The organism is Sphingobium sp. RSMS (genome assembly GCF_005406185.4).
Classification (GTDB): domain Bacteria; phylum Pseudomonadota; class Alphaproteobacteria; order Sphingomonadales; family Sphingomonadaceae; genus Sphingobium; species Sphingobium fuliginis.
Window position 1 is genome coordinate 1 of record NZ_RPFK02000005.1, and the last position, 26,288, is coordinate 26,288.

Genomic DNA, 26,288 nt, shown 5'->3' on the forward strand with positions numbered 1-26,288 from the left:
AGGATTGAGGCCGCCTTGGGCGGCCTCGTCTTTGTCCCACCCACCCAACCCTGAGCCTGGCCTTCGGCCGGCGCGCGAAGATCTTTCGGTTAGGCGGACAGCGCGCCGATCGCGCGGATGCAGCTTCCGGTTTGACGCGCGCGGTCGACTTGTCGACAAGGGCGCTATGGCAAAGCAACCCGAACCGCAGCGCAATCGCCAGATCGTGGGGATCAGCCTCTCCCCGGAAATGGCGGCGGCCGTGAAGGACGAGGCCGCCCGCCGCAAGGTGAGCCTGCGAAAGCTGTTTGAGGAAATGTGGGAAGGCTACACCGCCAAGCGGAAATAGCCCCCTACCTGGTCGCGGCGATCCAGTCCGTCATTGCCTTGAGGTCGTGAGCCCAGAAGATCGTCAGGCCCCGTTCTTGGGCGTCGATCAGGTTGTGCAGCTTATAGACCCCGCTCAGCATGGCGGTCGGCACGACTTGCCGGAGTCCGAAATCGACCTTCCAGCTCGCCGCCTTCACCGCCGCGTCATTGTTGAGGCGCTTGACCGAGTTGGTCGACGAGTTGGACACCTTGCATTCGATCGGCATGACCCGCTGGTCCCACAGGCGGACGATGATGTCGCCCTTCCGCGTCCCGAGCCGGCTTTCACCGCAGAACTCACCCGGCCCCGGCGCGTGCGAGATGTTCGGGATGGAGCGGGAGGCGACTTCGGTGAAGCCCAGCTCACGCAGCGCAGCCTTCACCGCCCCTTCCTGTTGGTCCTTCCCCTTAGTGCGCCGTCCGGTTTGCGTGCGGCTCGCCGCCATCAGCGCGGCCGAGGCCATCACGGCGGCGCTACGCTCCGCTTCGGTCGGCTCGCGCCCTTCCACCACCCAGGCGAAGCGCCGACGATCGAGCACCTGTCGCACAACGGCGAGCAAGCGTTGAACAGCAGCCGGCGAGCGGTCGAGCTGTGATCGCGAGAAGGAGCGGACGTCGGCCAAGACCTTGTAGTCGTCGGACGAGATCGGCGGGGCCGCTAGGTAGCGGAACACTTCAAGCAGGCGCGGATCGCCGAGCACATCGAGCGCCGGCGTATCCAGGTCGGACAGGTCGACGGTCGCTTCCAGCAGCTCCTCGACGTGGCCTTGGTAAACGTCGAACGCCTCCAAATAGTCCTCCAGCGGCTCCTCCAATCTTTCCTTAGAGAAGGCGGCGCTGGATTTCAGGCGGTCGGCTTCGAGCTGGTCGGAGGTCCAATGCGGCGGATCAATCATCAGGCCACTCCGGCAGCGAGTAGCGCGGGACCAGGCACCATCAATCGCTCCATCTCGCGCGGCTCGAACTTCGTCAGACCACCGGCATAGGTGCGACCGGAGCGCTGGGAAATGTTGCTCTGGAGAAAATCGACCAGCGCCTGCTTTACCGGCTCGCTCATGGTGTCGCGAGGATAGAGCCCGTGCGCAATGTTGATGTGCCGGGCATCGACCTGATTCATCACGAACGCCGGCGGTCGGCGCGCCATATAGGTCGAAATGATCGGGGCCGCCCGCCGCAGCCCGACCGACCACCACGCCTTTCGATGGCTGGCGACATAGCCCTTGTTCGCGCCCATCTGGCGCGCGACCTTGAGGAACCGCTTCACCGCGTTGCGTTCGGACGTGTCGAGTTCGTCCAGGTCCGGCGGCAGGTCGATAACCCGGCGCAGCTTCGCCGGGTCGGCGAGGATGCCAGCGGCATCGAGCACGTCACGCGCGCGGGTGACGGTCGGGAACAGCACCGAGTCCGGCAGGCCGGCGCTATGCTCGCCCGCGATCCACACATCGTTCGCGCCGGTGACCGTGCCGCGGTGGACGCGGCACAGCTCGCCCAGCTCGACATAGCCTTCCGGCGCTTTTTGCGTTTCGTGCGTGAGGAAGGACCAGCGCGCTTCGACGGCAAGCCGATCGCGATGGACCTTGCGACCCTTGCCGAGGGTGTCGAGGTCGCCGAGGTTATCGACCCGGCGGAAGAACACCGACTTGGGTTTTGCCCCGATCTCGAAGGTCGTGATCGCCGCCGTGGTTGCGGCATCGGGAAAGGGCTGCGCGGTCGGCTCGATCACCGTGACGCTTTGCCCGCCGAGCTGGTTGAGGATCAGGCTGCGAACGAGCGCGCCATAGTTCACGTCCAGCCACTCGGACGCGGTGATGAAAGCGCCGTAGTCCTTTGGCTTCGCCTTGAGGACGGTTGCCAGGTAGAAATAGACATGCAGGCCGGCGAGCTTGCTTGCGGGCAAGCCAATGCTCGCGGCTTCGGTGAACAGCCACTCCTTCCACTTCGGCGGAATCTGATGATGCCGAACATAGGGCGGATTGCCGATGTAGAGCGTCCGGCCCGTGGTCGACTCGTCAAAGCGTCGGTAATCACCGAGCACGATGCGCGCGCGACCCGCCGCACCGATCGCGGCTAGGTTGGCGCGCGCAACAAGGGCCGCGAGCGGGTCAATGTCGATCCCGACCAGCTCGGCTTTCGGAAAGGCCGCCGCCGCTCGCATGAGGAAGCGCGCGGACCCGACGCCAGGGTCGACAACGCGCGTCGGGGTGCCGGCCGACGCCCAGTCGACCATCGTTTGGACGATCGGAGCCGGGGTGTAGGTTGCACCATTCTCGCGGCGCAAGGCGGGCGTCCTTAGCGCGCAAAAGGCATCCCCGAGCGGATCATGCCCGTCGCGGATCAGCTCGACCAGCGCGTTGAGGATCGGGCGCGCCGGTGCCTTCGTTGCGGTGGCGACAAGAGCCCGTTCCTGAGGCGTGAACGCCCCAAGCATGTCGGCTCCGAGCGCGATAGCGGTCGACGCCAAAGCCCGCTCCGTTGGGAATACGCTGGCGAACTCGTTCCAGAGGTCGCCTTGCCCCCCTGTCACTTGAAGTAGCGCGCTTGATGTGGGCGCGGTTGGCATAGACTTTCCCCTTAACGCCTACCGCCCGCAGCGGATCGGTAGCGGGGAACGTGAATATCCCCTGCCCGCTTGCGGATTTGAGCAATGTCGAACCTGTTCTGCAGCCGCATGAGCGTCTCGACCGAGACGCCGAACGCTTTCTCGATCCTCAACGCCATTTCCGGCGATAGCTGCGCGCGGCCGTTGAGGAGCGCGGACAGCGCAGGCCGCGTCACCCCAAGGGCGTGCGCGGCGTCCGTGACCGACAGACCCAGCGGCTCCACTACCTTGTCCCGAACGAAAGCGCCCGGATGGGTGGGACTTACGATCGTGGCGTTCATACCTCCCCCGGGCAGCGGTGCAGTGCGTCGACTCTGTGCCCTGTAAAGAGACGCTTTACAAGCACCTTCGTTCTCTCTCTGTTCGCATATGCCCGAAGACCTGCCGTGTTGTCGGCCTATTAAGCTACTAAGCCACTAAGCGACTTATATCAACTGAGCGCGCCCGTGGGTCGCGCTCTATCTCCGCTCCGCTCCGATCGAGCCGCGCGAGCGCGTCTCGGTAGGGTAGACGCGAGACGCCTCTTTCGAGGACGCCCCAGCGCCTCCCCCCGAACCGTGCTTGCACCTTTCAATGCACACGGCTCTCCATTCCGCTGGGCATCCGGCCGCCATGATGGGCAACGTGACACTTTCGGCACAGGGCGATTGTCCTGCGCCGTCGTGCCGATTGCACCCACGGCGTCAGTTGGTCGCGCCGCTTGTCCTTTAAGCGATTGGGATGATGCATCTCGAACGGACCATCGGTATCGCCACATGCCTCGCATTGCTCGGCACTAAGACGCGTGACCAGATCGTTCGGACTCTGCGCAAGGCGAGAGCCTACCGTGATGGTGTCGACGATGGGGTTATCCCACGTCTTCACGATCAGATGCTTCAGTTTCCACACCTTATGGACGCGCGGCTCGCCCCGGACCACGGTCGTAATCCCGTGATCCGACCCCATCTTCAGATATTCCTCGGCTTGCCGCCTCGTCGAGCGTCGCCGGCATGCCACAGTCGCGAAGAGGCTCCTGAGCATGACCAGTTCCAACTTGTCGAGTGACGCTTTCACGCCATCGGCGATCGCATAGTAGTTCGCGAAGCCTCGGAACTCCGAGTTGTAGGCTACGATGATCTCCGCCACACTGGATTCCATGAGCTGCGGGCGCACCCGACCATTCCTCATGTCGAGGTTGCCGAGCTTTTTGCGCCTGCAGAACGCATAGACCCGATCCCGTGGCACCCACAGCTTGATATTCCCCCTCGTCGGCCGACGAAGAACGCTACGCGTTCCGCCGCCGGTCTTTTGCCGCCCCGCCATTGTTCCGGCGGAGCGCAACGTGAAGGCGCATACATGGAAGCCTAGGAACGGCGATCCCTTCGATGCATCGCGAACCCCGGTTTTCTCCGGTGACACCGCCAGATTGAGCCGATCAGCGAGGAAGCGCTGTATATCGGCCATGATCCGGACAGCGTCCGCCTTGCTGCCGATCACGCCGACGAGGAAGTCGTCAGCGTAGCGACAATAGAGCAGGCGGCGGAAGTTGGGGTCCATGTCATCGACGGAAGAGAGTTTCCGCCGATCCTGTTTGACAGCTTCGATCCGCGCCAGTCGGACGCGAACCTCGCCATCGCCCGCACCATCGGCACGGACTGCATCGATCTCCTTGCGGAGAGCGGCGATTTGCTGAGAGCAGGCAACATACGCGGGGTTCGCCCGCCGTCTGTCGCCTTTGTTGAAGCCCCGCCGCATCGACTCCATGAACTCGTCAAGTTCATGGAGATAGATGTTGGCGAGCAGGGGCGAGATAACCCCGCCCTGTGGGGTGCCGCTATAGGTCCGCTCGAACTTCCAGTCGTCCATGCACCCGGCCTTGAGCATTGTCCCGATCAGATCGATGAACACTGGATCATCGATCCGCCGGGCCAAGAGGCCGAGCAGGATGTCATGGTCGATGTTGTCGAAGAACCCGCGGACATCCACCTCGATCAGCCATTTCACGCCCGTCCAGGTTTTACGGATCTCTTCGAGAGCCGTGTGACAGGAGTGACCCGCGCGGAACCCATGACTGTGTTTCGAGAACACAGGTTCATAGATCGCCGCGAGGACCATTCTCGCCGCCTCCTGAACGATGCGATCATCCGCCGTTGGGATACCCAATGGGCGCATTTTACCATTGCCCTTGGGGATATAGACCCGTCGCACTGGACGAGGGCGGTAACGGCCTTCCGCCACGCTTTGAACCAGACGGTCGAGCCTCGCCAGCGTCATGCCGTCGAAGGTCTGTCCGTCTACTCCCGGCGTCATCGCACCCCGATTTCGGGATACTCTGTCATAAGCCCGCTCATATAAGCAGCGGGACCGCATGAGGCGGTTGAGACCGTTGATCCGCTTGCCCGCCCGCGACAGGGCCGGAAGCTTCTCGATCCGTCTCAGGATAGTAGCGGTCTGCATCAGCAGTCCCTTTCCATTGATCCATCGAGTTTACAGAACTGCCGTCCTTCGCCCGGACGCAGCGGATTTCGACAAGGATCGCTCCCGCTTATACCGCTGTCCTGTCCGCCTTGCGGCGGCTGTCCCGGCCATTACACCGGGCGTTTGACTACTATGACGGCTCCGTCGCCATGCAGGTCCGGCGAGCCGTCCTGTTTAGGCGATCCCGCAGTTGCGCGAGTGAGGAGTCGCGATGCGGTTAGGTGCCCCATTCGTTTCCTTGATCCCCTGACCGGGGCCACGCCGAACGGATTGGCAGCGATTCACTGGGACGTGCTCCTCGCTCCGCTCGAGACGGTGTGTCAGCCGCGTTCACCGTCACCTACCTAGTGGTCGTTGGAAACTGGGATTCAGACAATCCAGTCTTCACCATACGCATCTTGCCTGCTGGTCAGCCGTCAGGCTGCGGCGCCTAACTTCGATCCATGCCCCGACATGCTATGGTCCCGTTCCCCTTTCGGGGTCTCAGCCGATTCATCACCGGCACCGGTAAGTCGGTCAGGCATGAGCTATGCCAATAAGCTCAGTTCATTCGAACACTCCTTTCTTCTTCGCGCCACAACGGCGCACCCCCATGCGGGTGACGATCGCTCGCGCGGGCGGGCAGGCCCGCCAGGTGGCGCCGGCGATGCCGGCGACGCTGGTTCGACTGGGAGGGAAAGTGGGGCGCTGCCCCCCTCTCCCAGCAACGGCAATCAGCCGGGCCGTGGCTCGGCTGTGCCTGCGCCCGCACCACCCCGGCAGATTCCCGCTGCCCCCTCACCCCCCGCTGTTCGCCACGAGGCAGGGCCGATGGCCGACGCCATCGCCCAAGGGCGATTTTGAAGGGAGCAGGATCATGGAACAGGACAATCGCGAGAGCTGGCTGAACCGCGTGGCGGTCGGCATGGCCCCTCTATTTGAAGGGCTGGGCGCTCCCCTTCCCTCTCGCGTGCGCGTCGCGATCGGCTTCACGAGCCGGGGTGCGAAGGGCAAGGCGATCGGCGAGTGCTGGGATAACCGATGCAGCGGCGACGGCCATTTTGAAATCTTCATCCGCCCGGACCTGGCACACGCTCCCGACGCGATGCCGGCGCAGATCGCGGCCATCCTCGCACACGAACTGGTCCACGCGGCAGTCGGGATCGCGGCCGGGCATGGGAAGGCGTTTAAACGTATCGCGGTCGGGCTTGGGTTGGTCGGGCCTATGCGCGCCACCACACCCGGCGGTGGCTTCCTTTCCGCGGTTGCTCCGATCCTTGCCGCAGCCGGCCCTCTCCCCCATGCCCGGCTCGACACCGGCGGCGAGACGACGCGGCCAAAGAAGCAGGCGACGCGGATGCTCAAGTGCGAGTGCGCGACGTGCGGCTATACGGTGAGGACCGCGCGCAAATGGCTGGAGTCGGCCGGCGCGCCCTTGTGCCCGTCCGAGGGACACGGCCCAATGGTTCACGATCCGCTCGATGCCTATGAGGACGTTGAGGGCCAGGACTAAGCGACTAAGGTCCTTTACGACTAAGCGTATAAGCTCCATAAGTCGCTTAGCCGCTTAGTAGGAGCAGCAGCTATGCAAGTATGGGCCGTCATCGCGCAAAAGGGCGGGCAATCCAAAACCACCCTTTCAACCGGATTTGCCGTCGAAGCGGCGCGGGAGGGGGCGTCCGTCGTCATCCTCGATGCCGACGATCGCCAGGGATCGGCGCTCTACTGGTCCGAACGCCGTGACGATGATGACGTGATGGTGAAGGACAGCAGCGTCGCCGGCCTGCCGCTTCACGTCTCGCGCGGGCGCAGCAGCGGCAAGATCGACCTCATCATCATCGACACGCCGGCGAACTCCAAGGACATTGCAATGCTCGCAGCCGAGCAGGCGGATTTCGTCATCATCCCTGTCGCGCCGCGAGGGCTGGACGTTCATTCGGTGTTGCAGACCGTCAAGCAGGTGCAGCAGGCAGGCACGCCGTTTGCCGTCATCCTGACCCAGGTTCCGCATCAGGGCGGGGAGGGGCAGGAGGCCCATGCCGGCTTCGCGGCGAAGGGCGTGACGATGTTCGACAGCCGCCTCCACTTCCGCAAGGATTTCTACAAGGCGACGCCACTCGGCAGAACAGCGGCCGAGACGGACCCGGACAGCAAGGCGGCAGCCGAGTTGCGTGCCGCCTATGACGAGGCTAAGCGACTAAGCGGCTTTACGATTAAGCAAGTAAGCGAGGTTGGATGATGGCGAAGAAAACTTCCGCGCTCGCCGGCATCTTCGATGATGAGCCCGAGGCATCGGCACCGGCGCCCGTTGCCGATGCAACTCCCGAGCCGCAGCCTGCCGCTCCGCGTCGGTCGCGGCGCGCGGCCGATACACCGGCCCCGGCAGCACCCGCCCGGCGCAGCAGCCATCCCGGCAAGAAGCCGGTGCTGATCCACATCCCCGAGGACATGCACCGCACGCTGCGCCAACTCAGCGTGGAGGAGGGTGGGGAGCCCCTTACCGTCATCACCGAGCGGTTGCTGCGCCAGTATCTGGTCCAGCGGGGGCACACCAGGTTCGCGCCGTGAGCAAGCGGCGCGATCCCAATCCCGAGTTCGACCTGTTCATTCCGGCGCTCGGCGATCTTCCGCTCAAGGACCAGCGGGAGGTCATGGAGCGCCCGTTCTTCTCGCTCCAAAAGCGCAAGCGGTTGAAGCCGATCGAGTATAAGAGCCCGGACGGCGAGGCGTGGGTGCGTGTCCAGGCGATCCCCGATTATGGCATGGCGACCATATGGGACGCCGATATCCTGATATGGGCAGCGTCGACGCTCAACCGCATGAAGCAGCAGGGCTTGAACGATTTGCCCCGCACGCTGACGACCACGCCCTACGACCTGTTGCGGGCAATCAAGCGGAGCACAGGGGGCAGGGACTATCAGGAGCTGCAAGCCGCGCTGCTCCGGCTGCAAACGACCTCCATCACAACCTCGATTCGTGCGACGAAGCGCCGGCAGAAGGCCGGCTTCAACTGGCTCGACAGCTGGACCTTCGACACGGACGCCGAGACGGAGCAGCCGCGCGGCATGACGCTAACCCTCTCGGATTGGGTCTATGAGGGCATCGTCAACGAGAAGTCGTTGCTTACCATGCACCCCGACTATTTCCTGCTCTCCGGGGGGCTGGAGCGGGCGCTTTATCGTATCGCGCGCAAGCACGCCGGCACGCAGCGCGGCGGGTGGACGTGCCGGGTAGAGGTGCTTCGCGACAAGACCGGCAGCGACGCCCAGCCCAAGGAGTTCAACCGGATGCTCCGGCGGGTGATCGAGGCCGACCAACTCCCAGACTATGCGATGGAGTTGACCGAGACGACGGACAAAAGCCCGGCCGTGTTGTTCAGGCTCCGAGGCGAGGCCGAGGCACTGGCGCTCGCCGAGAGGATGCGCGCCGAGGAGGAACGGCGCGCCCGTTTCGACGCCGAGCGCAAGCGGGCCGAGGAAGTCGATGCGCACATGGACCGGCTTGCCGGCCGGCGCTGACTATCGGGGTATCACACACCGCAGGTCTAACTATGGGGGGATCACCCACCGGCCAGCGATGCCGCATGAACCCTGACATGCTTCGGTCGGCGCCCGAGCCGCCAGCCACGCTGTGGATAACTAGCGCGGAAGGCGCCATTCCGGCTCTGGAGTCTCGGGGTTTCACCCACCCTGGCGTCGGGGTTTCACCCACCACACTATCGGGGTATCACACACCGAATCACGGGGTTTCACCCACCGGGTGGGTCAGTAAGTAGCTGATAGCCAAAGAGAGATTCTGCTTTTTGAGCGGCTTAACTTGTTTAACGATTCCTATTTAACAGAATCTTTTAACGGTCAGGACTCAACCGAACCCGCAGCCTGAAAGGGCAAAGCGGAATTGGCCTCCGGCCAATGCTCCTTCGATCCGTGCCGGCTATCGCCGTCACCAGAGCGGCCTATCGGCCGCAGGGCTTCCGGGAGAAGCCAGGCGAAACCGGCGGTGTGTGCCTTTCAGCGTTTCGCCAGCGGAGAGGGATGAGGCGTTACCCCAAAGCTCCCCGTTCGATCTTCCAGGATCGGGTGTGTGCGATCAGGCTGGATCGAACAGGCCGGCGAACTCGCGCTGGTCATAATAGCGGACCTTGCCGGCCCAGAGCGGGCGTTCACCTTGGCGCAGCAACAGGAGCGTGTCGGCGGGCATTCGCATGATTTCATCGGGCGTAACGAGCCGCCGCGCCGTGACATGCGTGCTGACGCTTTCCGAAGGGCCGGCGCGATTGTCGCCCCAGCCCGTGCCCCGCGACGTGCTGAGGGTCGCATATTCCAGTGTCGTGTCTCCAATCGTGCGCGAGAGCATATCGGCCGTCGCATGATCGTTGACGCCGAACGTCTGGATCACGCCGGCATTGGACAGGAACGTGCCGGCGCGCTCGCCATAGAGGGCGCGGAGCTGGTGCATGTCCTGGAGGATCGGCCAGAGCTGGAGGCCATAGCCGGCCATCAGCCCCATCGCGCGCTCCACCGGCTCGAGGCGGCCGAGGGCGGCGAACTCATCGAGCAGGAACAGCACCGGGCGTTCCGGCCGGGCAGGGGAGCGCGCCATGTCGGTGACGGCCTGCGCGACCAGGAGCCGCAGCCACCGCGCATAGGTATCGAGTCGATCCGGTGGCAGGCACAGGAACACGGTGCCGGGCCGCTCCTTCAGGTCGGCGAACCGGAAATCGGAGGCCGAGGTGTTTTCGACCAGGCGTGGGCTGTCGAGGAAGTGGGTGTGGCGCTGCGCCGAGGACAGAACGCCCGCCGCTTCCCGATCGGACTTGCCGAGCTGGCGGTTGGCGGCGCGCGCGATCAGCCCGTGCGCGCCGGTGCTGGCCTGCATGTCTGCCAGCAGCGCGGCGAAGGCGGCGGGATCGCGGGTAAGCTTGTCGCGCACTGTGGCAAGCGTGGCGCGGGCCGGAGCCTCGTGGATGACGGTGTGCAGGATCACGCCGGCGATCAGCGCCTTGGCTTCCTCGTTCCAGTGCGCCTCGCCCGATTGTCCCGGCGCATCGTGAACCAGCGCATCGGCGATCGTCTGTGCATCTTCCGCCAGGTCCGGGCTCGCCGGGTCGAGCTGCGCCAGAGGGTTGTAGCGGGCCGCAGGACGCCCGGAGACGCCGAAGGGGTCCAGGCACCACACCAGGCCCTTCCTCGCCCTCGCACGGGCCGTGACGCGGGCATTCTCGCCTTTGGGGTCGATGCAGACCACGGAGCGGTCAAGCAGGAGCAGGTTGGGGATGATCGTGCCGACGCCCTTGCCCGATCGGGTGGGTGCGATCGTCAGCAGGTGCGCCGCGCCGTCATAGCGCAGCAGCTTGCCGGATTCCTTGGCGCGGCCGATCAGGAGATCTCCATTCGCCTCCAGCTTGCGCACGTCGGCGCGGTCGCCGAAGCGCGCCGAGCCCAGCAGCTCGTTCCGGCGATTGCCGGCGCGGCTGTTGATCCACCAGGTCGCGCCGATCAGTCCGACCAGGACCAGGAACGACACGATGCCGGAAATCTGCCCGACGCCGAAGATGCCTTCCAGCCACCGCGCGGTCGCATAGGCCGCGACAAACGAGACGACGATCGCGAGCCGCCAGCTGATCGGCCGACGCCCGCCGATGAGCGGCCCCGGCATCAGCAGGCCCGTTCCAGCGGCGTGATCGCCAGCACCGGATCGGCATCGGGATGGTCGAGCAACTTGAGGATGATTTGCGTGGCGAGGGCAGGGGGCACCGCCTCGTCGCGCAGCATGTCGAACAACGCCTCCTCGTCCGCGCTCAGCGTCATGCCCTCGATCGCAAGGTTGGCGCGGGATTCGGCATCGGCTTCGCGCCATTCCGCCACGTCAGCGGGGAAGCCGCGCTCGAACTCCAGCGCGCGGACTTCCCGGCGGATCGCGTCGAGGTCGAAGGTCATCGTCACGGCTTCATCCTTTCCCCAGGCTGGCGGCAAGTCGGCTATTTGGGCTCCAACGCAAAATTCACGCGCACTGTCACCATCCCGGCGTTGGTTCCTGTCATTACCGGAGGTGCTTGTTCAGGAGCCGGTGGCGCGACAATCGGCGGCGGCCCGGCCATACGGGCATCCATCTCCGCTACCTGCGGCATGTAGCCGCCTTGGCCGCCATCATGGATCGCAAGCACGCGGCCGATGCGCAGCCCGGCAGCGTTGGCGTAAGCTTCCGCCTTGGCGCGCGCGGCCTTGTAGGCAGCGTCATAGCCGCTCAGGTTCGCCTTCTCAGGATCGGCGATCGAGAGGTTTGGACCAGAGACGATGTTCGCGCCAGCATCGGTGACAGCAGCGATCGCCTCGCCCACCCGCGCCGTGTCCCGCATCCGCACGGTCAGGGTGTTGCTCGCCTCGAAGCGGCCCTTGTTGGGACCGTAGTCCACGCGATTGACCGACAGGCTGCGGGTCTGGATATCGCGCGCGGGCACGTTCAGTCGGGCAAGGGCGGCCGTGATCCGGCTCATAGCTTCGGCGTTTTTCGCGCTGGCGCTTCTCGCATCGGCCGCCACGCTCGACAGGCCGGCGGTGAACAGCGCTTGGTCGGGCGCAGCCTCGGTGCGTCCTGTGCCCGTGACCGTCAGCAATGTTTCGCCGCTTTCAAGGCCGTGCGGATCGGCCGGACTACGATCGCAACCGGCGATGATGACGCAGAGCGGCAAGGCCCACAAAATCTTCCTCAAGGCAGTCGCTCCTCTACATTGCTTTCTGCATCGAATGCTCGTTTGCCGCGCCGCTTCCAGAGCGCGAGCGTGTCGCCGGCCTCGCCGCCGCGAGCGCGGCCGACCAGCTCCAGCAGCGCGCCGTAGATCGTCGCGCGATCGTCCTCGGCGAGTTCGACCAGGCCGGCTTTCTGGACGAGGCCGCCCAGCTCGATCAGGTGACGGGTGCGTTCGCGGCGTTGCACGACCCAGTCCCGCGTATCGTTACGACGCCGCGCCGCTTCCAGACGCTGGATCAGCGCCCGGTTGCGCATTCCCGCCGTCGCTGTTGTCGCCAGCAGTCCGGCCACCTTTGCGCCCGCGCCGCTGAAAGAAAGCGGAGCCCTTCGCGCGCCACGCCTCCTTCGCTTCCGCGTTCTGCGAGGCGACGGCATCGAGCAGCGCGCCGGCGAGTGTTTCCATGTCGAGCGCATCGGCCCCGGTTGCGGTAACGAGCTGGCCGAGCTGTTCGATACGACGCGCCTTGATCGCCTTGGCGCGGCTCTCCAGCGCCTTCAATTCCGCGTCATAGTCGCGCACCTTGCGCATGGCGCTCTCTCCTTCCGCGTCAGGTTCACCACAGCCTAGCAAACAGGAACGAGCAGGCAACCTATAACGGGAACGCACTACAGTCGATCAGCGGGAGCAAAGCGAACGATGAGTGCGCGCTTATACGTCGTTGCCGACGTGCGCTAAGTAAGGCAGTATCGCAGGCGTCATGGCGATCTACCATTTCTCCGCCAAGGTTGTGAGCCGCGCGAACGGATCGAGCGCCGTTGCGAGCGCCGCCTATCGTTCCGCATCCGAGCTGCACGACGACCGACTCAACCGCGATCACGATTTCTCGAACAAGGCGGGCGTCATCCACTCCGAGGTGATGTTGCCGGAAGGCGCGCCGGAGCGTTTAAACGATCGCACGACGCTGTGGAACGAGGTGGAGGCAGGCGAGAAGCGCAAGGACGCGCAGCTTGCCCGCGAGGTGGAGTTCTCGATTCCGCGCGAGATGAACGAGAAGCAGGGCGTCCAGCTCGCCCGCGATTTCGTGAAGAAGCAGTTTGTCGATCGCGGGATGGTCGCGGACCTGAACGTGCATTGGGACAAGGCGAAGGACGGCACGCCCAAGCCGCACGCGCATGTCATGATGACGATGCGCGACGTAGGGCCGGAGGGGTTCGGAAAGAAGAACCGCGACTGGAACTCGACCGAGCTGTTAAAGGACTGGCGCGAAGCGTGGAGCGCGCACGTCAATGAGCGCATGGCCGAGCTTGGGCTTGAGGGTCGGATCGATCATCGCTCCTATGAGGCGCAGGGGATCGGGCTGGAGCCGCAGCACAAGATCGGACCCGCAGCATCACGGCGACCAAGCCAAGGGCTTGAGGCGGAGCGGATCGAGGATCACACGCGCATCGCCCGCGAGAACGGTGAGCGGATCATCGCCAATCCCAATGTCGCGTTGGACGCGATCACGCGGCAGCAGGCCACGTTCACCACCCGCGACCTTGCGACGTTCGCGTTCCGGCATAGCGACGGCAAGGAGCAGTTCGACCAAGTGATGGGGGCGGTGCGCGCCAGCCCCGAGCTGGTCGCATTGGGGAAGGATGGGCGCGACCAGGAGCGGTTCACGTCCCGCGAGATGATCGCGACCGAAGCACGGCTTGAGCGTGCTGGAGACGAGCTGGCGGCGCGGAGGGATCATGGTCTCCCGGCCGCGATGCTGAGCAGAGCGAGCGCCGCTGCCGGGAGTGAAGGACTCGTGCTCGGAGACGAGCAGCGAGCCGCGCTGGAGCATATAACCGGGCCAAGCGGCATCGCCAATGTGATCGGCTATGCCGGCACCGGCAAATCCGCCATGTTGGGCGTCGCGCGCGATGGATGGGAGCAGGCGGGCTACACCGTTCGCGGCGCGGCCCTTTCCGGCATCGCGGCCGAAAACCTCGAGGCGGGATCGGGGATCGCGTCGCGCACCATCGCCAGCCTTGAACACGCATGGGGGCAGGGGCGCGAGCAGCTAGGCCCCAAGGACGTGCTGGTGGTGGACGAGGCGGGGATGATCGGCTCGCGCCAGATGGAGCGCGTGTTGAGCCAGGCGCGCGATGCCGGGGCCAAGGTCGTGATGGTCGGCGACCCCGAGCAGTTGCAGGCGATCGAGGCGGGGGCGGCGTTCCGCAGCGTCACCGAGCGGCACGGCGCGGCCGAGATCACCGAGATACGCCGGCAACGCGAGGACTGCCAGCGCAACGCGACGCGCGCGCTCGCCACGGGGCGCACCGGCGAGGCGATCCATGCATATGACGGCAAGGGCATGGTTCACGCGGCCGACACGCGCGAGCAGGCGCGGGGCGAGCTGGTGGACGGCTGGGATCGCGCGCGTCAGGCCGAGCCGGACAAATCCCGTGTCATCCTCACCCACACCAACGCCGAGGTTCGCGAGCTGAACGAGGAGGCGCGCGGGCGGCTTCGCGCGACCGGCGACCTTGGCAACGACGTGACGTTCAGCGCCGATCGAGGGACGCGCCAGTTCGCGAGCGGCGACCGCTTGATGTTCCTGCGGAACGAGCGGTCGCTGGGGGTGAAGAACGGCACGCTCGGTACGATCGAGCAGGTATCGGCCGAGGGCATGAAGGTTCGGCTCGACAGCGGCGCGCGCGTCGCGTTCGACACCAAGGACTATGCGGCGGTCGATCATGGCTATGCGGCGACGTTCCACAAGTCGCAGGGCGTGACGGTCGATCGCGCGCACATCCTCGCCACCCCCGGCATGGACCGGCACAGCGCCTATGTCGGCATGACGCGGCACCGCGACGGGGTGCAGCTCCATTACGGCCGCGACGACTTCGCCGATCAGCGCCAGCTCGTCCGCACGCTGTCGCGCGACCGGGGCAAGGACATGGCGGGCGACTATGCGGTCCCCGCGCAGGACCAAGCGCGTGCGTTCGCCGAGCGGCGCGAGATCCGGTTCTCGGAACGCGCGCGTCAGGTGGCGGAGAAGGTCCGCGACAAGGCCAAGGGCATGTTCGCCGGGTTCCGGCCGAAGCCGGCACCTGAGAAAGCGACGTCGCCGGAGCGCGTCACGGCCGATCGGCCGCTGGCGCCCTCGCAGGCCCGCGCGATCGAACGCTATGGGCGAGCCGCAGCCGATATGGAGCGGATACGCGCGCAGGGATTGCCGGTGCTGGCGCACCAAGAGAGCGCGTTGCGGCGCGCCGGTGAGGCGCTGGACGCGACCCGACCCTATGCCGCGCGCGACCTTGCCAGCGCGATCGAGCGCGATCCCCGTCTCGCGCGCGACGCGGCCGAGGGCAATACGGGCGGCGCGGCGAAGGCGATGGAAACCGAGCGCCAGGTCCGCATGGACCCGGAGAAGCGCGCGAGCCGGTTCGTGGAGCAGTGGCAGGGCATGAAGGAGGCGGTCGCCAGCATGGAGCGTGCCGGCGACCGCGCGGGCGCGGAAAAACTCGGCAAGCGCATGGAGGGCATCGCGGGCGGGCTGCATCGCGACCCGCAGCTCGAATCCGCGCTGCGTCGCCGCATGCCCGAGTTGGAACTGAAAATGGAGCGGAGCCGGTCAATCGGGCAGGAGCTGGCGCGGTCGCTCAGCATCGGGCGTGACCGCGACCGTGGCATGAGCCGGTAAGGGGGGACAGGTGGCGGACGAGGACGACCAGGGCGGAGCAGACGCGGCCGAGGCGTTTGAGGCCATGCGCGGCGAGCTGGCGCTGTTGCGCCGCGCCGTGGAGGGCTTGGCGGCCGAGCGCGGCGCGATCGACGTGCCCGACTATACCGAGACGTTGGGCGAGTTACAGCGCGACGCGAACACGGCGGCCGAAAATCTCGGGCGCATCGGTCAGTTCCTGAAAACAGCGCCGGCGCTGGCGATGACGCCCGAGCAGATGACGCAACGCATCGTCGCAGCCGGAGCTGCCGCTAGGCGCGAGGATCAGGCGGCGCTCGCCAAGGCGGGCGAGGACAAGGCCCGTGTCATGGCCGAGCTTCGCACCCTCGCCGGGTCCGCATGGACGCGGGCCGAGCAGAAGAACCGGCAGCTATGGTTCGGGTTGGGCGGGCTGGCGCTCGGCATCCTCGCATGGGCGACTCTGCCCGGCCTTGTCGCGCGCGAGATCGCGCCGACGAGTTGGCAATGGCCCGAGCGCATGGCGGCGCGGACGCTCGACCGCCCGATGTGGGATGCGGGGCAGCAGATGATGAACATTGCCGCTCCTGAAAACTGGCGGGCAATCGTCGCTGGCGACAAGGTCGTGACCGCGAATCGAGAGGTGATCGAGCGATGCCGCAAAGCGGCCACAGCAGCGAAGCCAACGCGATGCACAATCGTGATCGAGGCGGAGCGCCCCCAGCTTCGCGGGAGATAGGCATGATCGACAAAGCGAAAGAGATTGCCACCGCGACCAACCTGATGAGGATGGCGCTGGCATTGCTCGACAAAGCGGGAGAGGGAGCGAGCGCCGCAGCCTGCCATCTTCAGGGCGCGATCGACGCCACTGCCGGTGCGCAGCCGATGCAGGACGGCAACGCACTGACCCCGGAACAGGAAGCCGTTCTTGATCGGCTCACTCGCGACCGACCGTCAGGCGAGTAACATACCGCGTGGGCAGAACCCCGCACGATTAGATGCATGGCAGGCGGCGGCTTAAACCGCCGCCCACCAGCTCAGTAATTGTAGCTCGATCCGTAATAGGCCCAGTCGGCCCCAAGCTGCGATTTTGGCCAAGTCGGAGAACGTTTTGGGAACGTGGCATTCGGTATTGACGATGGAAATCATAGAAGAGGACAGTTCGCTCCATCATAGGGAGTGGGTTGATGGATCGGAGTATTCCGGGCGGGGATTTGATCGGACGATGGAGCCTGAGCTTTGCCGATATTGATTTTGTAAATTCGAAGCCGGCCCTGACGCGCCTTGGCCTCGCCGCGCAGCTGAAATTCTTCGCTTCCCTGGGGTTTTTCGCGATCGATCCCGGCTCAATCCCTACCGATGGCCTCTCGTATCTGGCCGAGCAACTCGGTGTCGAGGCTGGCGAGATAGCCGGTTATGACTTTTCCAGTCGGACAGCACGACGGCATTGTGCGGAGATCCTGATCCATCTTGGATATCACCGCATGAAGCGGGTGGATCGCGCGCAATTGACGGAATGGATTGCTGGCGAGCTGTGCCCGGGCGGCCAGTCGATCAATGCCATGCTTGAGCATGTTTTCCTGTGGTGCCGGGACCGGCGTATTTATGGGCCGTCGCGCAAGGAGCTTGAACGTGTCGTTCGCTCACAACGGCAAGATTATCTGGACACCTGGCTGATCGGAACCAGTGATCGGCTTTCGTCAGATGCGGTGGCGTTATTGGAAGCCTCGCTTGCCGATCCGGACAGCTCGACCGGATTCAACAGGATGAAGGGTGACGCCGGACAGGCAACGCTCGACAACATTCTCGACGTGACCGAGAAACTCGCCTTTATCCAGAGACTTGATCTTCCCCATGATCTCCTGACGGCTACGGGCAAGCCATGGGTCGATCAGATTGTTCGCCGCGTTGCCGGTGAAAAGGCCTCGGAGATGCGCCGGCATGCGCCGGCGCGACAGCTCGGCCTTTATGCGATTTATCTAATGTCGCGGGAGGCGCAACTCACTGACGCGATGATCGACCTGCTGATCGAAACCGTTCACAAGATCGGAACGCGCTCGAAACGCAAGGTGGTGGGCGATATCGCGAAAGACATCGAGCGGGTCTATGGAAAGGAGCGCCTGCTGGTCGAGATCGCCAGCGCCTCGATCAATGAACCATCGGGGCGCATCTGCGATGTCATTTTCCCGATCGCCGGTAAGGCCAAGCTGGCGGCGATCGTCAAGGAGAGCCATGCGAAGGGCGCTCTGGACCGGCGCATCTACAAGGTGATGCGTGGTTCCTGGGCCAATCATTACCGGCGCATGCTGCCAAGCCTGCTTTCCGTACTTGAGTTCCGGTCGAACAACGCGGTGTGGCGGCCGGTCCTGGCGGCCCTCGACTGGATCAGGAGCAAGGTGGATGGCGGATGCCGCTTCGTGCCATTGCAGGATGTTCCGATCGATGAGGTGATTCCAGCGCGATGGCGCAGTTCCGTCATTGATGACGATGGGCGGGTAAACCGGATCAGCTATGAGCTTTGCGTCCTGACGCAACTGCGCGACCGCATCCGCTCCAAAGAAATCTGGGTGGTCGGGGCGGATCGCTATCGCAATCCCGATGACGATCTTCCCAAGGACTTCGAGATCAGGCGAGATGCGTACTATTCCGGCCTCAGCCTGACGCCAGATGCGCAGGCGTTTTGCGCCTCGATCCGGGAGGAGCTTGAACGGGAACTGTTGCTCCTCAATGCCAATATTCCACAAAACGACAAGGTCCGGCTCCTGTGGCGCGGCGACAACCGGATATCGATTACACCGTTCAAGCCCTTGCCCGAACCGAAGGGTCTCGCTTCGATCAAAAGCGAGATCGGTCAGCGCTGGCCGATGACCGGACTGCTGGACGTGTTGAAAGAGGCTGCTCTGGACACGGGATTGATGGATGCTTTCGAAACGTCGGCCTCGCGGGTTACCCTGTCGAAAGCAGCCTTGGCTCAGCGTCTTTTGCTGTGTCTCTATGGCTTGGGCACGAACGCCGGGCTCAAGCGGGTCGCTGGCGCAACACCCGATGTCAGTTACGAGGAATTGCTGCATGTCCATCGCCGTTTCATCCACGCGCCAGCGCTGAGGGAGGCGTGCGCGCGGGTAGCAAACGCGACACTGGCAATCCGCAATGCCGCAGTATGGGGAGATGCGGGCACGGCATGCGCGTCCGATTCAACGAAGTTCGGCGCGTGGGACCGCAACCTGATGACGGAATGGCACGCCCGCTATGGCGGCCGTGGCGTCATGATCTACTGGCATGTGGAGAAGCGCGCGACCTGCGTTTATTCCCAGCTCAAGCGGTGCTCTTCCTCGGAGGTCGCCTCCATGATCGAAGGCGTGCTACGCCATTGCACCGACATGGAAATCCAGCGCCAGTACGTCGATAGCCACGGCCAGAGCGCAGTCGGCTTTGCGTTCTGCCGACTCCTTGGATTTGAGCTTGCCCCGCGGCTGAAAGCAGTGGCACGCCAGAAACTGGCCCTTCCCCAAGCCGGCATGCGCACGCGGCTTTCCAATTTACTGCCGATCCTCTCCAGCCCGATCGACTGGGACGAGATCGAGCAACAATATGACGAAATGGTCAAATATGCCGCTGCCATGCAATCGCGCACCGCCGATCCGGAAGCGATCCTGCTCCGGTTTGCCAGAGCCGAAGTGATGCACCCGACCTACAAGGCGCTGAGTGAACTCGGCCGCGCGGTCAAAACAATCTTCCTATGCCGGTATTTGCGTCAGGAGGCATTCCGCCGCGAGATCCACGAAGGGCTGAATGTGGTTGAGAACTGGAACGGCGCTAATGGTTTCGTGTTCTTCGGCAAGGGCGGCGAGATCGCCACCAACCGCATCCATGAGCAGGAAATCTCCGTTCTGGCGCTACACCTCCTGCAAGCGTCGCTGGTGTATGTGAACACCCGCATGCTTCAGACCGTACTGGTTGAGCCGAAGTGGGCGGGGCGGATGACGCCGGAAGATTATCGTGGTCTCACGCCGTTGATCTACAGTCATGTGAACCCTTATGGCCGCTTCGACCTCGACCTGAACGACCGGATTGATTTTGGACGGCTTGCAGCGTGAGGCGGCTGATCGGCCTATAACATTTGGGTACACCCCAGAGTGATAGGGCCGAGTGACACCATTCGTCTGTCACAAAAGGGTGGGTTTGCGCTCAATGTGACGATACACTGCAAGAGCCACCCTAATGTGACGGATTTTGCACTTGGCTCGTATCGGATATGCCCGCGTCAGCACCACGGACCAGGATCTGGATATCCAGATTGGCCGCCTCAAGAATGCAGGTTGCGAAATTATCCGTTCCGAGACCGGATCGGGGGCCTCGCGGAGCGGGCGCACGGAACTGGAAACGATCATGCAGTTTATGCACACCGGCGACGAGCTGGTCGTGCTGCGGCTCGACCGGCTCGGCCGCTCCACGCGCGATGTCCTGAACCTGGTGCATGAGCTTGATGAAAAGGGAGCTTCGCTGCGCATCCTTGAGCCAGAGGTGACGACGGCGGGCGACATGGGGCGAATGGTCATCACCATACTCGGCATGGTCGCCGATATGGAGCTGAAGTTCATCAAGGATCGTCAGCGCGCCGGGATCGAAGCGGCGCGCGCCGAAGGCGTTTACAAAGGCCGGAAGAAGAACGTCGATGACGATGAAATCCGCCGTCGCCTTGCCGCCGGCGCCAGCAAGGCCCGCGTTGCCCGCGACCTGAAGGTCTCACGAATGACCGTCTATCGGGCGCTCGACATTATTCCGTCACAGACCAAACTGCCGGAAAAGCCGCCCACTGCCAGCATCGCCCTGCATCTGATTATCGAGAACTTCAACAAGCGTGGAAGAGGTAGAAAACCCGCTCGGGAGCGGATTGAGGCGATGCTGGAACGCGACTACGCCATGGTAAAAAACGGCAATTGTGATTACAAACTGACCGTCGCCTATGACCCCGATCCGGATGGCATTTCCCTTGATGAGGAAATCCAAAGCCTCCTCTCCGAGATGTTCAACATCGCAGAGAGCTACAATTGCTCCATGGAAGCCGATATCTACGAGGTCGGTGGTCAGCAACGGTCCTGGTAGAATCAATCAAGCGTTCAGTGTTCGTTCTTCAACCTGGCCAAAATCGCAGCTTCGGGCCGACTGGGCCTAATAGCCATAGACTTGGCGGCCATAGTCGCGATCGAATGCCGGCTCGTTGCCGGCGCTGTAGCGCGGGCCGCCTTCAAGCTGTTCCTTGGTCAGATTGACGACATAGCCGCCCTTGTCGGTGTCGTAGGTGAGCTGATCCCAGGGGAGTGGGTGATAGTCGTCGCCCATGCCCAGGAAGCCGCCGAACGACATGACGGCATATTCCGCCTTGCCCGACCGCTTATCGACCATGAAGTTATAGACCGAGCCGAGCTTGTTGCCCTCACGGTCATAGACGGCGGTGCCTTCGACTTTGTTGGAGGCGATCAGACGATCGGTTTCGTCGGTTTCCACGTTGTTGTCAGCCATGCAAATTCTCCTTCCTTGGCCAGAACGAAGGAGCCCGGCAGGGTATCCGACCGAACGGTTGCAGCCGGACGGATTGCGAACCCGGTGCATCGCTCTTGGGTGTGTCGCTATCTAACTATCCGACGAGCGCCTGCGCCGATCTACGCAACAGAGCCGGTCATGATGTCCTGCCCTCGTCGTTCTTGGTTTCAGCGCGTGCGTCGCGCAGGATTTCGATGCCGCCCTTGATCGCGATGAGGGCGGTCGCGAGCCCGACCAGCAGGTCGGGCCAGTTGCTTCCAAGCCAAAACACCAGCACGCCGGCGATCAGGATGCCCCCGTTCGAGATGAAGTCGTTGAAGCTGAAGGTGGTGGCGGCGCGGAGGTTCACGTCCTTCTGCTTCAGCCGCTGAAGCAGCCGCAGGCAGATGTAGTTCACGACGCCGGCAACCGCCGACATGACCATCATCGTCGGCCCGATCGGTTCGCTGCCCTGGATATAGCGGCGGCCGACGTCGATCAGGATGCCGCCGGCGAAAATCAGCAGCATGACGCCCGACGCGGTCGCGGCGCGCCTCTTCCAGGTCTGCCCGTGGCTGAGCGCTATGAGACTGAGCGCGTACACGGCCGTGTCCGACAGGTTGTCCACGCCGTTCGCGATCAGGGCGCTCGAGTCCGCAAAGAACCCGGCGGCGAAGAAGCCCGCCGCGATGGCGACGTTCAGCAGCAGTACGATCCAGAGCGTGCGTCGTTCGTCCGGTGCTTGACGATCGGTAGCGGCAGCCATCCTATAATCTCCTCGAGCGTCAGCAGTGCGAGGGCGCCGACGAAAACGTTGAATTGACGGCGGGGTATCAAGTTTCCCTGCGGATTGCGAAGTGTCATAGCCGGCATCAGAGTGCGGCTTATGAGGCAAGCTCGCCGACCAACGTCGGGCGCCATCGTTCGGTCTGTCCTTTTTACTCAGGTGCGATCAAGCTTTCAGCCGATCCTGTAGCCGGCTTTCAACTTGACGGATGTGGCGGCGCGGTTGCAGGAGCAGTGATTTAATTTTTCCGACGACCGATGGACCGCACATCGTGACGCCCGGACGCGGGGAGACGAGCATGACGAAGATGCCCCAAGAACCGACCCTCGACGCGACGGCTCGATTGCTGCGCGATCCGTACCGCTACATCGCGACACGGTGTCGCCGGTTCGGGTCCGACGCCTTCCAAACCCGCCTTCTGCTCCGGCCGACCATCTGCATGAGCGGCTCCGATGCCGCCGAGCTCTTCTACGACGAGGCGCGGTTCGCGCGTCAGGGCGCGATGCCCGAGCCGGTCCGGGCGACGCTGCTCGGCAAGGGCGGCGTTCAGGGACTGGATGGCGAGGAACACCGCCACCGCAAGGCGTTGTTCGTATCGCTGATGACCCAGGACCGGGTGGCGGCGCTCGGCGCTCGATTTGGCGAGGAGCTTGCCGTCGCCGCGACCCGATGGCGCTCTAGGAGCGAGATCGTGCTATACGATGCGCTACACGAGCCTCTTGCGCGCGCCGTGTGCGCCTGGGCGGGCGTGCCGCTCGCCGAAACCGAAGTGCGCCGTCGAACCCGGCAGCTCGTAGCCATGTTCGATGCTGCGGCGAGCATCGGCCCTCGGCATTTGCGCTCGCGCTTGGCCCGCCGCCGCGCCGAGCGCTGGCTGTCTAATCTCATCCACGACGCCCGCGTCTCTCGCATCGAGACGCCGCCAGGGTCCGCCCTCGGCGCGATCGCCTCGCACCGCGATCTTGGAGGGCAGCCCTTACCGCTCCGCATCGCGGCGGTCGAACTCCTGAACGTGCTGCGGCCAACAGTCGCGGTGGCGGTCTTCATCACGTTCGCCGCGCACGCGCTTCACCTGCACCCCGAGTGGAGGGCACGCTTCCGCGCCGGCGATGACACCGACCTGGATGCGTTTGTTCAAGAGGTGCGGCGCTTCTACCCATTCTTCCCGGCCGTGGCGGCGCGCGTGCGCACCGGGTTCACGTGGCGAGGCATGCACTTCCCGAAGGGGCGGCGCGCGATGCTCGACCTGTTCGGCACCGATCGCGATGCGCGCACCTGGTCGGGGCCGGACGAGTTCCGTCCGGGACGCTTCCAAGAGGATGATGGTGGCGCCTTCGGCTTCATTCCCCAGGGCGGCGGTGACGCGCGCATTCATCATCGCTGCCCGGGCGAGCCGGTCACGGTCGAGCTGATGAAGGTTGCAGTCCGCTTCTTATCGGCGGAAATCACCTACGATGTGCCCGAGCAGGACCTCGGCATCGCTTGGTCCCGTTTACCGGCGCTCCCGCATAGCGGCATGATAATTCGTGACGTTCGGGCCGCGACAACGGATCCAAGACACATTCTATAACAAGGGCGATTGGGTAAAGCCTTAGGTGATAACCGCCGCTTCGACAGCAAGCGTCACGGATATGGGAAGAGGCCCGATCGGACGCGCGCCGGAGCGACATCGACCATGATCTTTATTGATACCGAGTTGGGTAGGTATGTGCGGTCGCCGTTCACCGCCGCCCTCGCGATCAGCTTCTTGGCCATGCCAGCGTTCGCTCAGAAGCGGGACGAGCAACTGTGGATAGAGATCAACGCTTCGACCGTGCTATCCGAAGGCGTCAAGCTGGAGCTTGAGAGCAACCAACGCATCAGCAACGATCTAGGCGGACTTTATGAAAGTCAGTATCTCGCCGCGGTTGGCGTCGAGATTGCCAACGGCGTGACACTGACCGGCGGCGTCAACCGCGTGATCGCTGTCGATAACGGCAAGGTTAGCAGTACTGAATGGCGTCCGCGTCAGGAGATCGGCCTTCCGATCGTTGCGCTGGGACGGGGTAAGCTGGCCGGCCGCGTGCGCTTCGAACAGCGCTTTAGGAGTGACGGCAACGATGTCGGCCACCGTGTCCGGCCCGAAATTTCCTATACGCTGCCGCTTACGGAGATGCTCAAAATCAGACTGGCGCACGAGAGTTATTTCAACCTCAACACCACAGATTTCGGCCAGGATGCGGGGCACGAACGGATGCGGAATTCGGCTGCGATATTGTTTCCGATCACCGCAAAAGTGAACGCGGAAGTCGGCTACTTGAATCAATACCGCTTCAATGGCGAGGCTCGCGACCTGATGGAGCACGCACTGAACACCAGGTTATCAATCAGGTTTTAACCCGCTTCCCGCCGTCCGCAGCTTTCGCCCTTGTTCCGCGAAAGGTGGTTTGTAAGAGGTCAAAACCGGTCGGTTTTGACACCAGCTCGCCCCCCAGCTTTCTCAAGGGTTTGCAGGTGTCATAAACCCATGTCAGAATAGGCACATGGAAATCGGCTATGCCCGCGTGTCCCGAGGTGACTCCCAGGACATAGACCCGCAGCTTCGCGCCCTCCGCGATGCCGGGTGCGATCCCATCTACCAGGAGGAAGCATCGGGCGGTCGCGCTGACCGCCCCGAGCTGGCGCGCGCGATCGGCGCGTTAAAGGCCGGCGACGTGTTCGTGGTGTGGAAGCTCGATCGGCTATCGCGCTCACTTCGCGACCTTCTGTTCACCCTTGAGGCGATCACCGCAGCCGGCGCTGGGTTCCGATCGGTGACGGAGGCGATCGACACCACCACCGCTCCCGGTCGGCTGATGACGCAGCTGCTTGGCGCGTTCGCCGAGTTCGAGCGTGCCATGATCCGCGAGCGGACCATGAATGGGCTGGCGCACGCGCGAAAGGCCGGCAGGCACCTTGGACGCCGGCCGAGCCTTACCGGTCAGCAGCGCGCCGAGATCATCGCTAAGGCAGAATCCGGCCACGGCTCCCCTGCCCAGCTCGCCAACCTGTTCCGCGTATCGCGATCGACGGTGCAGCGCGTGTTGCGCGAGCATCGTGAGCGGCAGACGGCGGTCGTATGACTTGTTCCAGGAGCGTGATTGGCGTGGTTCTCGCTGCGGCTCTTGGGCTTGCGGGATGCGGACCTGAAGCCAATCCGGCTTCGGTCAGGCAGCTCCCAGGGCAACCAAGTATATCGGAACGGCCCTCTCCACCGCCAGCACCTGGCTCCAATTTCAGCTACGGCAACACGATCGCACTTCCCGGCAGTCCGGACACCAGCGGGCTGGAAGATGCTCAAATCGATGCGATGTTTGATGCAGCAGTCGCGCAAGCTCAACCGATGGAGGAGAAGCGCGCCATTTGCGTTGGTATGCAGGGCTTGAACGACAAAGCCGTCAAGGATGCCCCGGCACGGGTGGTGGAGCGACTAGGGCAGATGTTGCGATTGCCCGCCGTTCCCGCCTCGCAATGCAGATTTGATGCGTTTCCTTTCGTCGTTGCGACCAGAGCGAATGCCATCCTCTACACCGTGAAGGTGGAATCCCGTGATGCACTTGGCATCCAGACCTTCTGGGCGACCGCCACTTATGGCAACCTTGGCTCGAATGGTGCGAAGTTCCGGCTTGTCCAGGACAATGGACGTTGGAAACCAGAAGCTACGGGAGTTTCAGTCGTATCATGAAGTGGACGGGCTGGCATAGCTCGCCAGCCTATTCCGTGTGTCGCGATCGATCGTGCGTGAGCATGGCGCATCAGGCGACACAGCTGCCGAAGCGCATTAGGTGAACCGAATACACGGCCCCGAGAGGGTGTCCGTTTCCTGTAAGGGAAGCAAGGACCGCGAATGACCGACACCACACCCGCCGATGAAGATTTGGGAAAGCTGCATCCCGAGGAGTTTGCAGCGGTCACGCCGCCTTTCACGCAGGTGCATCCCGCCGGTCGAATCCTGTTAAGGGCGACCGGGAAAAGCGCTTTGCGTGGTATTGGGGCTATAGCGAAGCAGAGCGCGAGAGCGTTCCCGACGATGATGAGGAGCTGCCCACCGTCACGGTTGCGGATCTGATCGAGCACCTTACCCGCCTCTACCCCGGCGACGCCCATGTCCACCTTACGGTAGCGGAGCATCGGGGGTTGGGGAATGTGCCGGCGGCCGTTTGCCTTGACGTGGCGCTCAAACACATTCGAAGCGCATCTAAGGGCAGCTCCATCT

At 63.8% G+C, this 26,288-nt stretch carries 26 protein-coding genes; 15 read left to right on the forward strand and 11 right to left on the reverse strand.

Annotated features, from left to right (window positions below):
* The first annotated feature begins 166 nt into the window (after positions 1-166).
* Positions 167-328 (forward strand): hypothetical protein, encoded by a 162-nt coding sequence (locus EGM87_RS24160; protein ID WP_156522481.1) that lies wholly within the window; start codon positions 167-169, stop codon positions 326-328.
* A 4-nt stretch (positions 329-332) separates the two neighbouring features.
* Here the strand turns inward: EGM87_RS24160 and EGM87_RS24165 are convergent, their stop codons facing one another.
* From EGM87_RS24165 to EGM87_RS24180, 4 genes are all read right to left on the reverse strand, one after another.
* On the reverse strand, positions 333-1,244 hold the full coding sequence (locus EGM87_RS24165) for a XamI family restriction endonuclease (protein WP_197495134.1): 912 nt from the start codon (positions 1,242-1,244) through the stop codon (positions 333-335).
* Positions 1,244-2,809 (reverse strand): Eco57I restriction-modification methylase domain-containing protein, encoded by a 1,566-nt coding sequence (locus tag EGM87_RS24170; protein WP_253719248.1) that lies wholly within the window; start codon positions 2,807-2,809, stop codon positions 1,244-1,246. Before EGM87_RS24170 ends, EGM87_RS24165 begins: the two co-directional genes overlap by 1 nt.
* Positions 2,810-2,919: 110 nt before the next feature.
* Entirely contained in the window at positions 2,920-3,228 is a 309-nt protein-coding gene (locus tag EGM87_RS24175) for a HigA family addiction module antitoxin (protein ID WP_137709134.1), read from the reverse strand.
* 289 nt (positions 3,229-3,517) lie between these two features.
* On the reverse strand, positions 3,518-5,383 hold the full coding sequence (locus EGM87_RS24180) for a reverse transcriptase/maturase family protein (protein WP_066667215.1): 1,866 nt from the start codon (positions 5,381-5,383) through the stop codon (positions 3,518-3,520).
* A gap of 877 nt (positions 5,384-6,260) precedes the next feature.
* Between EGM87_RS24180 and EGM87_RS24185 the strand changes: the two genes are divergently transcribed.
* From EGM87_RS24185 to EGM87_RS24200, 4 genes are all read left to right on the forward strand, one after another.
* Positions 6,261-6,896, forward strand: a complete 636-nt coding sequence (locus EGM87_RS24185) for a SprT family zinc-dependent metalloprotease (RefSeq protein WP_137709145.1) — start codon at positions 6,261-6,263, stop codon at positions 6,894-6,896.
* A 72-nt stretch (positions 6,897-6,968) separates the two neighbouring features.
* The gene (locus EGM87_RS24190) at positions 6,969-7,622 is read left to right on the forward strand and encodes a nucleotide-binding protein (RefSeq protein ID WP_137709133.1); all 654 of its coding nucleotides are present in this window, start codon (positions 6,969-6,971) and stop codon (positions 7,620-7,622) included.
* Positions 7,619-7,951: a hypothetical protein gene (locus EGM87_RS24195; RefSeq protein WP_253719252.1), complete on the forward strand. Its 333-nt coding sequence runs from the start codon at positions 7,619-7,621 to the stop codon at positions 7,949-7,951. The genes EGM87_RS24190 and EGM87_RS24195 overlap by 4 nt, the downstream gene beginning before the upstream one ends.
* Positions 7,948-8,901, forward strand: coding sequence for a replication initiator protein A (locus EGM87_RS24200; protein WP_137709132.1), 954 nt, complete (start codon positions 7,948-7,950; stop codon positions 8,899-8,901). Before EGM87_RS24195 ends, EGM87_RS24200 begins: the two co-directional genes overlap by 4 nt.
* A gap of 571 nt (positions 8,902-9,472) precedes the next feature.
* Here the strand turns inward: EGM87_RS24200 and EGM87_RS24205 are convergent.
* From EGM87_RS24205 to EGM87_RS24225, 5 genes are read right to left on the reverse strand one after another with little or no spacing between them, the layout of a single operon-like run.
* A complete protein-coding gene (locus EGM87_RS24205; protein ID WP_137709131.1) occupies positions 9,473-11,041 on the reverse strand; it encodes a type IV secretory system conjugative DNA transfer family protein in 1,569 nt (522 codons plus the stop codon).
* Positions 11,041-11,322: a hypothetical protein gene (locus EGM87_RS24210; RefSeq protein WP_137709143.1), complete on the reverse strand. Its 282-nt coding sequence runs from the start codon at positions 11,320-11,322 to the stop codon at positions 11,041-11,043. Before EGM87_RS24210 ends, EGM87_RS24205 begins: the two co-directional genes overlap by 1 nt.
* A 41-nt stretch (positions 11,323-11,363) precedes the next feature.
* Positions 11,364-12,095 (reverse strand): SIMPL domain-containing protein, encoded by a 732-nt coding sequence (locus tag EGM87_RS24215; protein WP_137709130.1) that lies wholly within the window; start codon positions 12,093-12,095, stop codon positions 11,364-11,366.
* Positions 12,092-12,319: a conjugal transfer protein TraD gene (locus tag EGM87_RS24220; RefSeq protein WP_137709142.1), complete on the reverse strand. Its 228-nt coding sequence runs from the start codon at positions 12,317-12,319 to the stop codon at positions 12,092-12,094. The genes EGM87_RS24215 and EGM87_RS24220 overlap by 4 nt, the downstream gene beginning before the upstream one ends.
* Before the next feature lie 19 nt (positions 12,320-12,338).
* Complete coding sequence (locus tag EGM87_RS24225; protein ID WP_137709129.1) at positions 12,339-12,662, reverse strand: conjugal transfer protein TraD; 324 nt, start codon at positions 12,660-12,662, stop codon at positions 12,339-12,341.
* 169 nt (positions 12,663-12,831) lie between these two features.
* Between EGM87_RS24225 and traA the strand changes: the two genes are divergently transcribed.
* The 5 genes from traA to EGM87_RS24250 all read left to right on the forward strand — a co-directional run bounded on the left by traA (position 12,832) and on the right by EGM87_RS24250 (position 20,850).
* Positions 12,832-15,747 (forward strand): Ti-type conjugative transfer relaxase TraA, encoded by a 2,916-nt coding sequence (gene traA / locus EGM87_RS24230; RefSeq protein ID WP_137709128.1) that lies wholly within the window; start codon positions 12,832-12,834, stop codon positions 15,745-15,747.
* Positions 15,748-15,757: 10 nt separating this feature from the next.
* The gene (locus EGM87_RS24235; RefSeq protein ID WP_137709127.1) at positions 15,758-16,483 is read left to right on the forward strand and encodes a DUF6118 family protein; all 726 of its coding nucleotides are present in this window, start codon (positions 15,758-15,760) and stop codon (positions 16,481-16,483) included.
* 2 nt (positions 16,484-16,485) lie between these two features.
* The gene (locus EGM87_RS24240) at positions 16,486-16,710 is read left to right on the forward strand and encodes a hypothetical protein (RefSeq protein WP_137709126.1); all 225 of its coding nucleotides are present in this window, start codon (positions 16,486-16,488) and stop codon (positions 16,708-16,710) included.
* A gap of 221 nt (positions 16,711-16,931) precedes the next feature.
* Positions 16,932-19,841: a Tn3 family transposase gene (locus EGM87_RS24245; RefSeq protein ID WP_048938210.1), complete on the forward strand. Its 2,910-nt coding sequence runs from the start codon at positions 16,932-16,934 to the stop codon at positions 19,839-19,841.
* 142 nt (positions 19,842-19,983) lie between these two features.
* A complete protein-coding gene (locus EGM87_RS24250) occupies positions 19,984-20,850 on the forward strand; it encodes a recombinase family protein (protein ID WP_006953933.1) in 867 nt (288 codons plus the stop codon).
* Positions 20,851-20,916: 66 nt separating this feature from the next.
* On the opposite strand, the gene EGM87_RS24255 is transcribed toward EGM87_RS24250, so the two are convergent.
* Both EGM87_RS24255 and EGM87_RS24260 read right to left on the reverse strand, forming a co-directional pair.
* Positions 20,917-21,267, reverse strand: a complete 351-nt coding sequence (locus EGM87_RS24255) for a PRC-barrel domain-containing protein (RefSeq protein WP_064566544.1) — start codon at positions 21,265-21,267, stop codon at positions 20,917-20,919.
* 157 nt (positions 21,268-21,424) lie between these two features.
* A complete protein-coding gene (locus tag EGM87_RS24260; RefSeq protein WP_046406900.1) occupies positions 21,425-22,033 on the reverse strand; it encodes a cation efflux transmembrane domain-containing protein in 609 nt (202 codons plus the stop codon).
* 319 nt (positions 22,034-22,352) lie between these two features.
* Here EGM87_RS24260 and EGM87_RS24265 point away from each other — a divergent pair, with 319 nt between their 5' ends.
* The 5 genes from EGM87_RS24265 to EGM87_RS24285 all read left to right on the forward strand — a co-directional run bounded on the left by EGM87_RS24265 (position 22,353) and on the right by EGM87_RS24285 (position 26,141).
* Positions 22,353-23,624, forward strand: a complete 1,272-nt coding sequence (locus tag EGM87_RS24265) for a cytochrome P450 (RefSeq protein ID WP_137709138.1) — start codon at positions 22,353-22,355, stop codon at positions 23,622-23,624.
* Positions 23,625-23,729: 105 nt separating this feature from the next.
* Positions 23,730-24,431, forward strand: a complete 702-nt coding sequence (locus EGM87_RS24270; RefSeq protein ID WP_137709137.1) for a DUF2490 domain-containing protein — start codon at positions 23,730-23,732, stop codon at positions 24,429-24,431.
* A 145-nt stretch (positions 24,432-24,576) separates the two neighbouring features.
* On the forward strand, positions 24,577-25,155 hold the full coding sequence (locus EGM87_RS24275; protein ID WP_137709136.1) for a recombinase family protein: 579 nt from the start codon (positions 24,577-24,579) through the stop codon (positions 25,153-25,155).
* Between the two features lie 23 nt (positions 25,156-25,178).
* On the forward strand, positions 25,179-25,757 hold the full coding sequence (locus EGM87_RS24280) for a hypothetical protein (RefSeq protein ID WP_137709135.1): 579 nt from the start codon (positions 25,179-25,181) through the stop codon (positions 25,755-25,757).
* 162 nt (positions 25,758-25,919) lie between these two features.
* Entirely contained in the window at positions 25,920-26,141 is a 222-nt protein-coding gene (locus EGM87_RS24285; RefSeq protein WP_064567262.1) for a hypothetical protein, read from the forward strand.
* Positions 26,142-26,288 lie beyond the last annotated feature (147 nt).

Excerpts from the sequence above, each read along its gene's own strand:
- EGM87_RS24245 (WP_048938210.1), top strand. The coding sequence starts at position 16,932 with ATGGATCGGAGTATTCCGGGCGGGGATTTGATCGGACGATGGAGCCTG.
- EGM87_RS24175 (WP_137709134.1), bottom strand. The coding sequence starts at position 3,228 with ATGAACGCCACGATCGTAAGTCCCACCCATCCGGGCGCTTTCGTTCGG.
- EGM87_RS24265 (WP_137709138.1), top strand. The coding sequence starts at position 22,353 with ATGACGAAGATGCCCCAAGAACCGACCCTCGACGCGACGGCTCGATTG.
- EGM87_RS24255 (WP_064566544.1), bottom strand. The coding sequence starts at position 21,267 with ATGGCTGACAACAACGTGGAAACCGACGAAACCGATCGTCTGATCGCC.
- EGM87_RS24285 (WP_064567262.1), top strand. The coding sequence starts at position 25,920 with ATGACCGACACCACACCCGCCGATGAAGATTTGGGAAAGCTGCATCCC.
- EGM87_RS24185 (WP_137709145.1), top strand. The coding sequence starts at position 6,261 with ATGGAACAGGACAATCGCGAGAGCTGGCTGAACCGCGTGGCGGTCGGC.
- EGM87_RS24160 (WP_156522481.1), top strand. The coding sequence starts at position 167 with ATGGCAAAGCAACCCGAACCGCAGCGCAATCGCCAGATCGTGGGGATC.
- EGM87_RS24240 (WP_137709126.1), top strand. The coding sequence starts at position 16,486 with ATGATCGACAAAGCGAAAGAGATTGCCACCGCGACCAACCTGATGAGG.
- EGM87_RS24260 (WP_046406900.1), bottom strand. The coding sequence starts at position 22,033 with ATGGCTGCCGCTACCGATCGTCAAGCACCGGACGAACGACGCACGCTC.
- EGM87_RS24190 (WP_137709133.1), top strand. The coding sequence starts at position 6,969 with ATGCAAGTATGGGCCGTCATCGCGCAAAAGGGCGGGCAATCCAAAACC.
- traA (WP_137709128.1), top strand. The coding sequence starts at position 12,832 with ATGGCGATCTACCATTTCTCCGCCAAGGTTGTGAGCCGCGCGAACGGA.
- EGM87_RS24210 (WP_137709143.1), bottom strand. The coding sequence starts at position 11,322 with ATGACCTTCGACCTCGACGCGATCCGCCGGGAAGTCCGCGCGCTGGAG.
- EGM87_RS24275 (WP_137709136.1), top strand. The coding sequence starts at position 24,577 with ATGGAAATCGGCTATGCCCGCGTGTCCCGAGGTGACTCCCAGGACATA.
- EGM87_RS24205 (WP_137709131.1), bottom strand. The coding sequence starts at position 11,041 with ATGCCGGGGCCGCTCATCGGCGGGCGTCGGCCGATCAGCTGGCGGCTC.
- EGM87_RS24180 (WP_066667215.1), bottom strand. The coding sequence starts at position 5,383 with ATGCAGACCGCTACTATCCTGAGACGGATCGAGAAGCTTCCGGCCCTG.
- EGM87_RS24195 (WP_253719252.1), top strand. The coding sequence starts at position 7,619 with ATGATGGCGAAGAAAACTTCCGCGCTCGCCGGCATCTTCGATGATGAG.
- EGM87_RS24270 (WP_137709137.1), top strand. The coding sequence starts at position 23,730 with ATGATCTTTATTGATACCGAGTTGGGTAGGTATGTGCGGTCGCCGTTC.
- EGM87_RS24225 (WP_137709129.1), bottom strand. The coding sequence starts at position 12,662 with ATGCGCAAGGTGCGCGACTATGACGCGGAATTGAAGGCGCTGGAGAGC.
- EGM87_RS24165 (WP_197495134.1), bottom strand. The coding sequence starts at position 1,244 with ATGATTGATCCGCCGCATTGGACCTCCGACCAGCTCGAAGCCGACCGC.